The 13,707-nt window shown below is 68.5% G+C and carries 13 protein-coding genes; 10 read left to right on the top strand and 3 right to left on the bottom strand.

From position 1 onward, the window contains the following. Nucleotides 1-56 precede the first annotated feature (56 nt). Together HL658_RS15495 and HL658_RS15490 are read left to right on the top strand one after the other, a co-directional pair. On the top strand, nt 57-542 hold the full coding sequence (locus HL658_RS15495; RefSeq protein WP_180282655.1) for a tripartite tricarboxylate transporter TctB family protein: 486 nt from the start codon (nt 57-59) through the stop codon (nt 540-542). Next, nucleotides 536-2,041, top strand: coding sequence for a tripartite tricarboxylate transporter permease (locus HL658_RS15490; protein WP_180282654.1), 1,506 nt, complete (start codon nt 536-538; stop codon nt 2,039-2,041). The genes HL658_RS15495 and HL658_RS15490 overlap by 7 nt, the downstream gene beginning before the upstream one ends. 52 nt (nt 2,042-2,093) lie before the next feature. Here HL658_RS15490 and HL658_RS15485 read toward each other — a convergent pair whose 3' ends face one another. Further along, a complete protein-coding gene (locus HL658_RS15485) occupies nt 2,094-2,945 on the bottom strand; it encodes an IclR family transcriptional regulator (protein WP_180282653.1) in 852 nt (283 codons plus the stop codon). Nucleotides 2,946-3,088: 143 nt separating this feature from the next. Continuing rightward, nucleotides 3,089-4,000: a dihydrodipicolinate synthase family protein gene (locus HL658_RS15480; RefSeq protein ID WP_180282652.1), complete on the bottom strand. Its 912-nt coding sequence runs from the start codon at nt 3,998-4,000 to the stop codon at nt 3,089-3,091. Between the two features lie 201 nt (nt 4,001-4,201). Here HL658_RS15480 and HL658_RS15475 point away from each other — a divergent pair, with 201 nt between their 5' ends. The 5 genes from HL658_RS15475 to HL658_RS15455 all read left to right on the top strand — a co-directional run bounded on the left by HL658_RS15475 (nt 4,202) and on the right by HL658_RS15455 (nt 9,700). Next, a complete protein-coding gene (locus tag HL658_RS15475) occupies nt 4,202-5,191 on the top strand; it encodes a tripartite tricarboxylate transporter substrate binding protein (protein WP_343055126.1) in 990 nt (329 codons plus the stop codon). A 207-nt stretch (nt 5,192-5,398) separates the two neighbouring features. Beyond that, on the top strand, nt 5,399-6,418 hold the full coding sequence (locus HL658_RS15470; protein ID WP_180282650.1) for a TRAP transporter substrate-binding protein: 1,020 nt from the start codon (nt 5,399-5,401) through the stop codon (nt 6,416-6,418). A gap of 59 nt (nt 6,419-6,477) precedes the next feature. Next, entirely contained in the window at nt 6,478-6,990 is a 513-nt protein-coding gene (locus HL658_RS15465) for a TRAP transporter small permease (protein WP_180282649.1), read from the top strand. Continuing rightward, complete coding sequence (locus HL658_RS15460; RefSeq protein WP_180282648.1) at nt 6,987-8,276, top strand: TRAP transporter large permease; 1,290 nt, start codon at nt 6,987-6,989, stop codon at nt 8,274-8,276. The genes HL658_RS15465 and HL658_RS15460 overlap by 4 nt, the downstream gene beginning before the upstream one ends. A gap of 14 nt (nt 8,277-8,290) precedes the next feature. Then, nucleotides 8,291-9,700, top strand: a complete 1,410-nt coding sequence (locus tag HL658_RS15455; protein ID WP_180282647.1) for an FAD-binding oxidoreductase — start codon at nt 8,291-8,293, stop codon at nt 9,698-9,700. Nucleotides 9,701-9,776: 76 nt separating this feature from the next. On the opposite strand, the gene HL658_RS15450 is transcribed toward HL658_RS15455, so the two are convergent. Then, entirely contained in the window at nt 9,777-10,682 is a 906-nt protein-coding gene (locus HL658_RS15450) for a dihydrodipicolinate synthase family protein (protein WP_180282646.1), read from the bottom strand. A 335-nt stretch (nt 10,683-11,017) separates the two neighbouring features. Between HL658_RS15450 and HL658_RS15445 the strand changes: the two genes are divergently transcribed. Genes HL658_RS15445 through HL658_RS15435 form a run of 3 tightly spaced genes read left to right on the top strand, consistent with a single transcriptional unit; the run spans nt 11,018 to nt 13,697 of the window. Then, a complete protein-coding gene (locus tag HL658_RS15445; RefSeq protein WP_180282645.1) occupies nt 11,018-12,013 on the top strand; it encodes a dihydroxyacetone kinase subunit DhaK in 996 nt (331 codons plus the stop codon). Nucleotides 12,014-12,016: 3 nt separating this feature from the next. Next, nucleotides 12,017-12,655 (top strand): dihydroxyacetone kinase subunit L, encoded by a 639-nt coding sequence (locus HL658_RS15440; RefSeq protein WP_180282644.1) that lies wholly within the window; start codon nt 12,017-12,019, stop codon nt 12,653-12,655. Nucleotides 12,656-12,713: 58 nt separating this feature from the next. Then, a complete protein-coding gene (locus tag HL658_RS15435; RefSeq protein WP_180282643.1) occupies nt 12,714-13,697 on the top strand; it encodes a tripartite tricarboxylate transporter substrate binding protein in 984 nt (327 codons plus the stop codon). Nucleotides 13,698-13,707 lie beyond the last annotated feature (10 nt).

Genomic DNA, 13,707 nt, shown 5'->3' with positions numbered 1-13,707 from the left:
CCATCCACACAGCTTCCGCCGCCACCCGCGGTCGAAGCCCGGGACCAGAGGCATTCATGAAAGTCAACGATGTCTTCGTCGGCCTGTTCTTCCTGGCCGTCGGTGTCTTCGTCACCGCCTACGCCTGGACGCTGGAACCGCCCCGTCATCTCGCCTATGGACCCGGCTTCGTGCCGTCGCTGATCGGAATCGGGCTGATGCTGGTGGGCGGGGCCATCGGGCTGATCGGGCTGCGCACGGTGCATGCGGATCGGCTGGTGTCGTGGCCGGACTGGTCGGCCAGCCCGCGCGGGCCGCTGCGCTTCCTGACGGTGCCCGCCGCCATTGCCGCCTACATCACGCTCGTCGATGGAATGGGCTTTCTCCTCACCTCGACGATCATTTTCGTCGCGATGCTGGTGATCGCAGGGGTCCGTCCACTCCGGGGTCTCGCTGTGGGCCTCCTCTCCTCCATCGTCCTCACGGCGGTCTTCGCGTCGGTGCTGCACGTCCCGCTGCCGTGGGGACCTCTCCAGAGCGTTTCGGGGTGGCTGATATGGTGATCCTGGAGGATGTGCTCGGGCGTCTGCTCGACCTCAACCTGATGCTGGTCATCGCGGGATCGGCGGTCTACGGCCTTGTCCTTGGGGCCATTCCCGGACTGACGGCGCTGATGGCGTCGGCACTGCTGGTGCCCATCATCATCTTCATGGACCCGATCCCGGCCGTGGCGGCCATCATCACGGCGTCGGCCATGGCCATCTTCGCCGGCGACATCCCGGGCGCGCTGATGCGCATGCCCGGCACGCCCGCATCGGCCGCCTACACCGACGACGCCTATGGCCTGACCCGATCCGGCCATGCCGCGCTGGCGTTGGGCGCCGGCCTGTTCGCCTCGGCCACCGGCGGGCTGGCCAGCGCCGCCGTGCTGGCCCTGGCCGCGCCGCTGCTGGCCGACATCGCCCTGTCGTTCAGCAGCGTCGAGTATTTCTGGCTGGCGGCCCTGGGCCTGAGCTGCGCCACCTTCGTGGCCGGCCCGTCGCTGCTGCGAGGGCTCGCCTCGCTGCTGCTCGGGCTCGCCTTCGCGACGGTGGGGATGGATCCGGTGTCCGGTACGCCGCGTTTCACCTTCGGTTCCACCAACCTGCTGGGCGGCCTCGGGCTCATTCCGGTGCTGATCGGGATGTTCGCGGTTTCCGAGCTGCTGCGCGGCGCGCTGGCCGATCCGCAGGCGGAGAAGGCCCCGGCGCGGATCGGCCCGATCGTACGCGGCATCGGTCCGGCGATGTGGCGGCACCGGACAGGCCTGCTGCGGGGCAGCGGGATCGGCACGCTGGTCGGCGCCCTGCCCGGCGCGGGGTCCGACATCGCGGCCTGGATCTCCTACGCGGTGGCCCGCCGCGCCTCGCGCCTGGGACGGCGGGACGACCAGGACGGGGCGGTGGAGCGCATCATGTCGGCGAGCGCGGCCAACAACGCCAGTCTCGGGGGAGCCTACATCCCCGCCACGGTGTTCGGGATTCCCGGCGACGCCATCACGGCCATCGTCATCAGCGTCATGTTCCTGAAGGGGATCAACCCCGGCCCGACCCTGTTCCTGAACGATCCGGGCGCCATCTACACGATCTTCGCGATCTTCTTCATCGCCAACATCCTGATGATCCCGCTGGGCATCCTCTGCATCCGCGCCTTCGGTGCCATATTGCGACTTCCAGCCGCCTATGTGTCGCCGATGATCCTGATGTTCTGCATCCTGGGCGCCTTCTCGGTGGACAACACGCTGTTCGCGGTCGGCATCATCGGGGTGATCGGTGTCCTGGGCTACGTGATGGAGGCCAACCGCATCCCGATCGCGCCGGCGATCCTGGGCCTGATCCTGGGTCCGCTGATCGAGCAGACCTTCATGACCACCATGCTGAAATCGCACGGTGACCTGATGATCTTCTTCGAGCGTCCGATCGGCGGCACCCTCGGCGTGATCACCATCCTCGCCTGGGTGGCGGCCGTCGCGCTCCATCTGCTGCCGGCCCGCCGTCCGGCGGGTGAGCCGGCCCTGCGCTGATCCCCACAGGGGAGGTACCGGACCACGCCCCGGCGTGGTCCGGTGTCCGGGCTCAGGCCGCACCGGAAGGGGCGGTCTCCTCGTCCTTCCGGCGGGCGGTGCGGCGGCCCCGCGCCTTTCCGGTCACCGGACGCGCCTCGTCGGGATTGTAGCCCAGCCGCAGCGATATCGATTCCGCATGGCTGGTCAGGATGGGGGCGAGCTGCTCCAGCGTCTCGGGCCGCAGGCGCGTCGACGAACCACTGACGGAGATCGCGGCGAAGACCTGGCCGCCGGTGTTGCGGATCGGCGCGGCGACGCAGTTGCGGCCTGGCTCGATCTCGCCGAAATCGAGCGCGAAGCCACGCGCCCGGGTCGCCGCCAGCTCCTCCTTCAGACGCGTGGGATCGGTGATCGTGTTGCGTGTGTAGGCCGGCAGACCGAACCCGATCACCCGGTCGATGACCGCGTCCGGCTGGAAGGCGAGCGCCACCTTTCCGACGCCGGTGCAATGGCAGGGCGTCGTCTCCATGGTGATGGTGGCGTTGTTCTGGCCGGTCCGGCCGCCGGAGGACCGCTCGACGAACACCATGCGCGACCCGTCGAACACGCAGAGATGGACGGCTTCCCGCGTCAGGCTGGCCAGCGCCTCGACGAAGGGCTTGGCTTCGCGCTGCAGGTCCATGTTGAACAGGACGATGGACCCCAGCTCGAACAGCTTCATGCCCAGACGGTACTCGTCCCGTGACCGGTCCTGCTCGAGGAAACCGATCTCCTTGAGCGCCAGGATCAGGCGGTGCGCCGTGCTGCGCGGCAACGCCGTCCGCCGCGCGATCTCCGCCACCGACAAACGGCGGTCGAGGCTGGAAAAACACTCCAGAACCGCAAGGAGCTTGCCGGCCGACTTGACGTTCTTGGTTTGCAAGCGGTGATTCCCCGTGCGTTGTCCGCCCCGATACTAGCATCGCCATCGCCGGGCGGCCACAGCCGGCACAAAAAAGAGGCGGCAAGCCTGCCTGCCGCCAGTTCCACCGATCGGTCGAGGACAGGGCGCCGGGCGCCGCGGTGTCAGGCCGCAGCGCGCCCGACGGTCGTGTCGTAGACCAGCACCTGGGCCAGCGCCGCGTCGATCGCCGCCTTCTGCGCGGCGCTGGGGGCCGGCATGGGCATGCGGGGCAGGCCACAGGGACATCCCTGGCGGGTCAGCGCGTACTTCACGCAGGCCGGCAGATTGTCGCCGTTGATGGTGTTCCAGAAGGAGAGCAGCGCGGTGTGGATCTCCTTGGCGCGGGCGTGGTCGCCGCTCTGCACCGCGTTCCACAGGCTGACCGTCACCCCCGGAACGGCGGCGGGGTTGGCGGCGATGGTGCCGTGGGCTCCCAACGCGAAGGACGGGTAGAGCAGCGCATCGACGGCCGTCAGGACGATCTTGCCCGGAAGCCTGGCGTTGAGCAGGTCCGCCATCAGCTTGAGGTCGCCGGCGCTCTGCTTCACGCCGATCACCTGGTCCATGCCCTTCATGATCCGCACCAGCAACGGCGGCGGCAGGTAGTTCCAGGGAACGACGTTGTAGATGATGATCGGGAAGGCGGTGGCCGATGCCAACGCCTCGAAATGGGCGTAGGTGGCGTCCTCGTCCGGCTTGAAGACGTAGTGGACCGGCGTCACCTGCAGGGCGGCGACCGGCAGATGGGCCATCGCCTTCGCCTTGGCGATGGCGTCGCGCGTGCTGTTCACGATGATGCCGGCAACCACCGGAACGGCGCCGTTCACCTCCTCGATGCAGACGCCCACCAGACGGACCAGCTCCTCCGTCGAGAGCGTGTGCCCCTCGCCCGTGCTGCCGCCCACGCAGAGGCCGTTCACCCCCTTCGTGAGCATGAAGCGGACTTCGGCCCGATAGGCGGCCTCGTCGATCTCGCCATCGGCCGTGAACGGCGTGACGAGCGGAGGAATGATGCCGGTCAAGGATTCGGACATTGGGTGCGTTCTCCAGTTAATCCCACTATGTGGGTTTCATGCTGTCCCACTATGCGGGCTATAACCGCCGTACGAGCCGCTGTCAACACGATTGATGTGTCATAAATCCGCTTGACCATCATTCCGCATTATAGGATAGTCACTTCATATATCCCGTATTGTGGGATCAAACTCATCGAAAACAAGCAAGCGGAGGAAACAGTGGGACCTTCGATGGTGTCCGGTTGGAAGGCTGCGCTTTCGGTCGCGGCCTTTGTCGCGACCGCCACGGCGTGGTCCGTCCCGACGATGGCGGCATGGCCGGAACGGCCGGTCACCCTGATCGTCATCGCCGGGGCGGGCGGCGGCAGCGACTTCACGATGCGGCTGCTGGCGCGCGAACTCGAAGCGCGGACGGGGCAGCCCTTCACCGTGGTGAACCAGGCACAGGGCGGCGGCGTGGTCGGCATGACCACCTACGTGAAGGCCAGGCCGGACGGCTACACGCTGGGTCAGCTTTCGCCTTTCGCGCAGTACCGCCTTCTCGGACAGGCGGACTTCACCGCGGCCAGCTATTCGCCGGTCGCACAGTTCAACGCCGACCCGGCCGCGATCCATGTCGCCAAGGGTTCCCGCTTCCAGGGCGTGCCGGACATCATCGCCGCCCTGAAAAAGGACCCTGGCAGCCTGAAGATCTCCTGCGGCGGCACCTGCAACGCGAGTTGGGACATCCCCTTCGTCTCGCTGCTGCTCGACCAGGGCGTGGACGTGTCCAAGGTCAACCTGATCCCGGCGCCCGGTTCCGCGGCCGGCCTTCAGGAGCTCGCGGCGGGCGGGGTCGACGTCGTCCTCTGCTCGCTGCCGGAGACCGACGCGCTCACGGCGGCCGGGCGGGTGCGCAGCGTCGGCGTCATGAGCGGGAAACGCCTCGACCGCTACCCGGCGGTTCCCACCGTCGGCGAGCAGGTGGGCCGGACCTACGAGGGCGGCACCTGGCGCGCGATCGCCGGTCCGGCCGGCATGGACCCGGCGCTGGTCGCCGCCATCGAGGACGCCGTGAAGGCCGCTTACGAAAGCGAACGCTTCCAGAAGGGAATGAAGGAGCGGGGCTTCGGTCTCCAGTGGCGCGGCAGTGCCGAGCTTGCCGCCTTCCTGAAGGAGCATGAGGCCATGACCGAGCGGGTGATCAACGCCGTCGGCTACAAGAAGTGACCAACGGGACCGGGCGGTGGCGGACTGCGGCCGATCCGCAACCGGAGCCTCCTGTTCCGAACCGCCTTGCCACGACAACCCGATGGGATTCGGACGCCGCAACGACGGCGCGCTCGATCGCCGCTGACCACGGCGGCCCACGGGACATGACAATCACCGGCACAACGCGATTCCACCGCGCGGGGCCGGGGTCGAAGGAGGAAACGGATGAAGAGCATCATCGCGGGCATCGTCCTGTCGCTGGCCGCGGTCTCCGCGCTGCCCGCGGCGGCGCAGGAACACACCCTCAAATACTCGTTCGCCGACGTGGACCAGCCGTCCGAGAATGCAGCCGCCGCGCATGCCTACGTCTTCAAGGACACGCTGGAGCGGTTGACCGGCGGACGGATGAAGGTCGACCTCTTTCCCAACGCTCAGCTCGGCGACGCCAAGTCGATGGCGCAGCAGATCCGTCGCGGCACGATCGGCGTGGCCAGCTTCTCGTCGGGGGTGTTCGCGTCCCTCTACTACCCGAAGCTGGGCGTGATCGATCTGCCCTTCCTCTACACGACCCGTGCGAACATGGTCGAGGTGCTGTCCACCGAAAACGACTATGTCCGGAACTTGCTGGACACGATCGCGAAGGAGACCGGGGTCCGGATTCTCGGCTTCGAGCCCTACGGGTTCCGCAACTTCACCACCGCGGCCAAGCCCGTTCAGGGACCCGGCGATCTGAAGGGCCTGAAGATGCGGACGCAGGAGATCGTCCCGCACCAGGAGATGATGCGTTCGCTCGGTGCCACCCCGACACCCATTCCCTTCATGGAGCTCTACAGCAGCCTGCAGACCGGCGTGGTGGACGGGCAGGAGAACCCGCTGGCGACGATCCTGCAGCAGAAATACTTCCAGGTGCAGAAGCACCTGACGCTGTCCGGTCATCTGATGACGATCGCCGGCATCTTCGTGAACGAGAAATGGTACCAGGGACTGCCGGCGGACCTGCGGCAGGCGGTCCTGACCGCGCACCGGGAAGCCTCGCTGGCCTATGCCGGCATCGGCGCCGTCCAGGATGTGGTCGCGCTGAAGACGCTGCAACAGCAGGGCATGCAGGTGTACACCCCGACGCCCGGGCAGCTCGAAGGCTTCCGCAAGGCGACCACCACCGCCGTGCGCGGCTGGGCCGAGAAGGAATACGGCAAGGAGTTCGTTGACGGCTTCTTCGCCCACGTCGCCAAGGTCTCCCGCTGACGACCACTGGCAGGGCCGGCACCACCACGTGCCGCCCTCCGGTACGGAGACACACCCCCATGTCCACGCTGCACACCGTTTACCGCTTCGCCGACCGGCTCGTCTTCTGGACGACCGCCCTTCTCACCGGCGCCATCCTGTTGCTCATGTCCGTTCTGGTCATCCACATGGTGGTTGCCCGCTACGTGCTGCACGCGCCGATCTTCTGGGGCGAGGAATGCGCACGGCTCCTCATGTTCTTTCTGGTGCTGATCGGCAGTGCGGTGTCGCTGCGGCTCGACCAGCACCCCCGACTGACGCTGATCGCGGACCTGCTGCCGCTCCCGCTGCGTCGTTCCCTGCGCGTCCTGGTCGATGCCGCGGTCATCGGGACGCTGCTCGTCCTGCTTTTGCACGGCGTCGATCTCGCGCTGGAAGAGGCCATCATGCGCACCCCGTCGCTCCGCATCTCCTATTTCTGGGTGTATCTCGCCTATCCCGTCGGCGCGTTCCTCGCGCTGCTCCAGCTTGCCGGAAGTTACCTGCAGCCGCGGCTGACCGAAGGGTTCGGCGGGGAGGCGGCCGGTCCATGATCAGCCCCCTCACCGTTCTCATCATCACCTTCGTCCTGCTGATGGTCAGCGGCATGCCGCTGTCCTTCTCGATGCTGGCGAGCACCATCGTCTACTTTCTTGTCGTCGGAGAGCCCCTGTACCTGGTGGTCCAGCAGTTCTTCATCGGCATCGACAGCTTCACGCTGCTCGCCATCCCCTTCTTCATGCTTGCGGGCGACCTGATGGTGGTGTCCGGCACGGCGGAGAAGATGCTCGCCTTTTCCAACGTCGTCGTCGGCCGCTTCCGCGGCGGCGTCGGTTACGTGACCATCGTGTCCAGCATGCTGTTCGGCGGCTGTTCCGGATCGGCGATTTCGGAGATCGCCGGTCTCGGGCGCATGCAGGTTAGGATGATGGAGCGCGGCGGCTTCAGCCGTCCCTTCAGCACCGCGCTGGCGGTCGCCGCCTCCATCAAGGGCGCCATCATCCCGCCGAGCATTCCCATGGTGCTGGTCGGTGCCATCACCGGCACCTCCATCGGCGGGCTGCTCGTGGGCGGGGCGGTGCCCGGCGTGATGGTGGCGATCGCCATGGCCATCGTCATCTTCGTCACCTCCCGCCGTATGGAGCCGGCGCGCAGCGAACCGCTGGCATTCCGCCCCCTCGTCAGGATCATGGCGGATTCCCTGCCGTTCCTGGCCATGCCCTTCATCATCCTCGGCGGCATCCTGTCCGGCGTCTTCACCCCCACGGAGGCGGCGGCGGGCGCCGTCGGCTACGGCTTCATCCTGCTCGCGCTCAGCCGGCGGCGCGGCATCGACGCCGCAACCATCCTCCACCTCCTCATCCGCAGCGGCGCGCTTGCCGCGGCGGTCCTCCTGCTGTCCGGCGCCTCCAGCGTCTTCTCCTGGGTGCTGGCGGCGGAGAAGGTGCCCGACCTGATCGCCGCCACCATCTTCGGCTTCACCGACAACCGCTACGTCATCCTGTTCATCATCAACCTGTTCCTGCTGGTGTGGGGGCTGGTGATGGACATGCTGCCGGCGATCTTCATCATCGTGCCGATGCTGATGCCGCTGGTGGTGAAGCTGGGCGTCGACCCCATCCATTTCGGCGTGGTCGTCGTCTTCAACCTGGTGATCGGCCTCATCACCCCGCCCTACGGGGCCGCGCTGTTCACCGGGTCGATCGTCACCGGCGTTCCCCTGGAACGCATCGTCCGCAGCATGGGACCCTTCATGATCGCGGCCGTCGCGGTGCTGATGATCATCACCTACATTCCCGCCACCGTGCTGACGCTCCCGCGTCTGTTCGGCCTTGACTGACGAGCGAGACCGCCATGTCCCCGATCCAGCCCCCACCGGACCGCACCCCCCTCGCCCCCGACACGCTGCATCGCCTCGCCGCGATCGTCGGCGGCAAGGTCTCGACCCGGCCGGCCGATCTCACCGTTCACGGGCAGGGCGAGTGCTACCACCCATCGATGCCGCCCGATGTCGTCTGCTTTCCCGGCACCACGGCGGAGGTCGCCGCGGTGGTGAAACTCGCCCGGGAAACCGGCACGCCCATCGTGCCGTTCGGCGCGGGCACGTCGCTCGAGGGGCACACCGCCGCCATGCGCGGCGGCATCTGCATCGATCTCGGCCGCATGAACGTGATCCTGGATGTCAGGCCGGAGGACATGGACGTCACCGTCCAGGCCGGTGTGACGCGCAAGCAGCTCAACAGCCACATCCGCGACACCGGCCTGTTCTTTCCGGTCGACCCCGGTGCCGACGCGACGCTCGGCGGGATGGCCGCCACCCGCGCATCCGGAACCAACGCCGTGCGCTACGGGACCATGCGGGAGAATGTGCTGGCCCTGACCGTGGTGCTTCCGGACGGCAGCATCGTCAAGACGGCGAACCGGGCCCGCAAATCCTCCGCCGGCTACGACCTGACGCGGCTGTTCGTCGGCTCCGAAGGCACGCTCGGCGTCATCACCGAGGTGACGCTGCGTCTGCACGGGATCCCGGAGGCCGTGACGGCGGCGGTCTGCTCCTTCCCCGACGCCGCAAGCGCGGTGACGACGGCCATCCAGGTCATACAGTCCGGCATACCGGTCGCGCGCGTGGAGTTCGTGGACGCGGTGGGGATCGTCGCCGTGAACCGCTTCGCCGGTCTCGACTACCCGGAGACGCCGGCGCTGTTCTTCGAGTTCCACGGATCGGACGCCGGTGTCAGGGAGCAGGCGGCACGAACCGGCGAGATCGCGGTGGAGAATGGCGGCTCCGCCTTCGCCTGGGCCGCCGGGGCGGAGGAACGGAGCCGGCTCTGGCAGGCCCGGCACGATTTCCACTACGCCGTCATGGCGCTGCGGCCGGGCGCGCGGATCTGGGGCACCGACGTGTGCGTTCCCATTTCCAGGCTGGTGGAGTGCATCGGGCTGGCCAGGTCGGACGCCGCGGCGGCGCCGTTCCCCGTCGCGGCACTCGGTCACGTCGGAGACGGGAACTTCCACATGAGCTACGTCATCGATCCGGACTCGGCGGCGGAGCGGCGGATGGCCGAGGAGTTCTCGACCAGGCTGGGCCTCCACGCGATCGCGCTCGGCGGCACCTGCACCGGTGAGCACGGAATCGGCTACGGCAAGGTCAAGTTCATGGTGCCGGAATTCGGTGAGGAGGCGGTCGCGCTGATGCGCACGCTGAAATCCGCGATTGACCCGGCCGGGCTCTTCAACCCCGGCAAGATCATTCCGCCGGCATGATCGTCCGCCGCCCGGTGGCCCGTCCGGCACCGGGCGGCGGCCGGTGCCGGGTGGATGGTGCCGGACAAACCGTGCGTCAGAGCGGCAGGTCGAGCATCGCCTTGTCGATGCCGGCCTTCTGCGCGTCGCTGACCGGCTGCATCGGCGCCCGCGGGTGGAAGAAGCCGAGGCCCTGCCGGTGCTGGATGTACTTCACACAGGCCGGGAGATTGTCATGGTACAGGCTGTTCCACAGCGCGTTCAGGCGCTTGTGGATGTCGAGCGCGGTGGCGTGGTCGCCGCGCCGCACCGCGTCCCACAGCTTGACGCACACGCCCGGCACCGCGGCGGTCAGCGCCGTGATGGCGCCGTGGGCGCCGAGCGCGAAGGACGGGTACAACAGGGCATCGATGCCTGACAGCACCACATTGCCCGGACCGGCGCCGAGCAGCAGATCCGAGACCGATTTGAGATCCCCGGAGCTTTGCTTCATGCCGACCACGCCCGGCACCTCGCGCATGATCCGCAGCATCAGGTCGGAACTGAGATAGTTCCAGGGGATGACGTTGTAGATCAGGATGGGAATGCCCGTCTCGTCGTAGACGGTGCGGAAATGCTGCACCGTTCCCTCGGCGTCGGGCTTGAACAGATAGTGCACCGGCGTGATCTGGGTGGCGGCGATGTTCATCCCCTCCAGCATGTGGATGCGGTCGATCGCCTCCTGCGTGCTGTTGACGATGAGGCCGGCCAGGAAGGGCACGCGACCGGCGGTGGCGTCATGGGCGGCCCGCATGACCGCCGCGAACTCGGTGCGTTCCAGCGTGTGGCCCTCGCCGGTGCTGCCGCCGACCACGACACCGCCGACACCGTTGGCGATCATGAAATCGATCTGCTCCTTGAGCGCTGAAAGCTCCACACGGCCGCGGCTGTCGAAGGGCATCGTCACCGGCGGCAGAATGCCGGACAGCGTCGCGCGCGCATCCAGCGAAGCGGGGTTGGGCATCATTTCCTCCAGAGGGGTTTTGGCACCGACGGTCCGGCCGCGGCGGCCGGACCCGATGGCGAGGGGCAGCCTGCCACGACCCGGCGATCCCGTCAAATGGGTCTATATCCCGAATTTCGGAATTCAAGACTTGAACCATCTCCCAACCGGCGCGAAGCGCGGCGAAGGCAGCGTTATTCGCCGTGAGTGCATCAGCAACGCGCGATGCGCAGATCGAGCCGCTTGACATTGTTTGTTTGGCGCACCTATGGTCGTTCACGGATTTCTATCCCGGATACAGGGACATCCGGACCGGACGGCGACGCCGGGGACGGACCAGCTCAGGACGTGCGACGATGAGAAAACTGATCAACAGCCCCGCGGATTATGTGGGCGAGGCCCTGGATGGGCTGTGCGCGGCCTTCGACGGCTACGCGCGCACCGGGCGTGACGGCCGCGTCGTCGTCCGCCGCGGCGGCGCGGAGCGTGGCAAGGTCGGCGTGGTGACCGGTGGCGGCTTCGGCCACCTGCCGGTGTTCGCCGGCTATGTGGGCGACGGCCTGCTGAGCGCCTGCGCGGTGGGCGACGTGTTTGCCGGCCCGCCGGCGGACGTCTGCGCCGACAGCATCCGCGCCGCGGACGGCGGCGCCGGCGTGCTGTGCGTGCTCGGCAATTACGGCGGCGACCGCATGAGCTTCGGCCTCGCCTGCGACGAGGTGGAATTCGACGGCATCGTGACGCGCACCGAAATCGTCGCCGACGACGTGGCGAGCGCCCCACCCGCGGAGGCGGCCAAGCGCCGCGGCGTGGCCGGGATGGTCTTCGCCTTCAAGGCCGCCGGCGCCATGGCGGACACCGGCGCACCGCTCGACGCGGTCGCGGCGGTCGCCCGCCGCACGGCCGCGGCCACCCGCTCCATCGGTGTGGCGCTCGGCGCCTGCCTGATTCCCGGCGCCGCGGCCCCCGGCTTCGGTCTGGGCGAGGGCGAGATGGAGATCGGCATGGGCATCCACGGCGAGCCCGGCATCGAACGCCGCCCGCTCGCAGCCGCCGACACGGTCACCGACGCCATGCTCGACCGGCTGCTGGAGGACACAGCACTGCCCGCCGGGGGCCGGGTGGCGGTGCTGGTGAACAGCCTGGGCGCCACCCCCCTGGAGGAACTGCTGATCGTCTACCGCCGCGCCGCCGCCCGCCTGGCGGAGGCTGGTCTGGAGATCGCGCACCGGCGTGTCGGCCATTACGCCACGTCGATGGAAATGGCGGGCTGCTCGATCTCGCTGTGCGCGCTCGACCCGGAACTGGAGCGGCTGCTGGCCGGCCCCACCGGCTGCCCCTTCTGGCGGAGCTGAGCCATGCTCACCAGCCCCGCCATCGCGGAGTTCCTGGACCGTGCCGTGCAGCGTCTCCCCGGAATCCGCGACCAGCTGAACGAGGCCGATTCCCGGCTCGGCGACGGCGACACCGGCATGACCGTCGCCCGTGTGATGGAGGCGATGCGCGCCGCGTCCGTCGGGCTTCCGGCCGACACCGGCCAGGCGCTGGCCGTGGTCGCGCGCGCCGCGTCCCAGGCCAGCGGCTCCAGCCTCGCCTCGGTCGTCACCATCGGGCTGATGGCCGCGGCGAAGACGGCCCGCGGGCGCGAGACGGTGGATCGGGCCGGCGTCGCCGCGCTGTTGCAGGTCGCCATCGACGCCATCACCGCGCGCTCCGGCGCCGGCCTCGGCGACAAGACCGTCCTCGACTCCCTCGACGCCATCCGGGCCGAACTCGCCGGACACGACCCCGCGGCCCCGGACACCGGAACCGGTGTCGCAGCCCCGGACACCGGGACCGGTGTCGCGGCCGACGCCGCCCGCCGCGCTCTCTGCGCCTTCCGCGACCGTCCGTCGAAACTCGGGCGCGCGCGGGTCTACGGAGACCGCTCCATCGGGTTCGACGATCCCGGAATGCTCGCCGCGTGCCTCATCCTCGATGCGGCCGCCGGCCGCTGACCCCGCGCTGATCAGGAGGCCGGCGGAACCGGCCCGGAACCAAGGAGGGAAACGACCCATGACGACGCTTCGCCGCAGAACCACGCTCGCCGCGGCTTTCGCCGCCGCACTCGCCATCGCCCTCCCCGTCACGGGTGCCGCGGCGGCCTGGCCGGAACGGCCCATAACCCTGATCATCCCGTGGGGTGCGGGCGGCGGCACCGACGGAACCGGCCGCATCCTGGCGAAGATGATGGAGGACCGGCTGGGCCAACCCATCAACGTCGTCAACCGCACCGGCGGCGGCAGCACCATCGGCCATGGCGAGATCGCCAGGGCCAAGCCGGACGGCTACACGCTCGGCATCATCACGACCGAGCTGTCGATGTTCCATTGGCGCGGCCAATCGACGCTGAGCCACAAGGACTACACGCTGATCGGCCTGTTCAACGCCGACCCCTCGTCGATCCACGTCAACGCCGCGTCGCCGCACAAGGATCTCAGGTCCCTGGCCGAGGCGATCAAGGCGAACCCGCGCTCCATCAAGGCCGGTGGTGCCAACCAGGGCGGTGTCAACCACCTGTCCTATGTCGGGCTGGTGCAAGCGGTCGGTGCGGCCGGCGACCAGGCCTTCTGGATTCCGTCGGAAGGGGCGGCCCCGGCGCTGCAGCTCCTCGCCTCCGGGGCGATCGATGCGGCCGTCGTGCAGATGTCGGAGACGCGGTCCCTGGCCGAGGCGGGCAAGATCCGCCCTCTCGCCGTGATGGGTGGACGGCGCGATCCGAACTTCCCGGATGTGCCCACCGTCAAGGAGGCGATCGGCATCGATTTCACCGCCACCGGCTGGCGCGGGCTCGGCGGGCCGAAGGGGCTTCCCGCGGATGTCACCGCGACGCTCGCCTCGGTGATGGAGGCGGTCGTCTCCAGCGCCGAATTCAAGGAGTTCATGGGCAAGCGCCTGTACGGCGTCGAATGGAAGGGGCCGGCCGATTTCGCGGCGTTCCTGGCCGAGCGCGACGAGAGCTTCGGCGCGGCCATGAAGGCCGCCGGTCTCGCCAAGTGAACCGCGAACG

This window comes from Azospirillum oleiclasticum, from assembly GCF_013423485.1.
Lineage (GTDB): Bacteria > Pseudomonadota > Alphaproteobacteria > Azospirillales > Azospirillaceae > Azospirillum > Azospirillum oleiclasticum.
The sequence above is the reverse complement of the archived record's forward strand: the minus strand, read 5'-3'. Positions and strand labels throughout refer to the sequence as shown.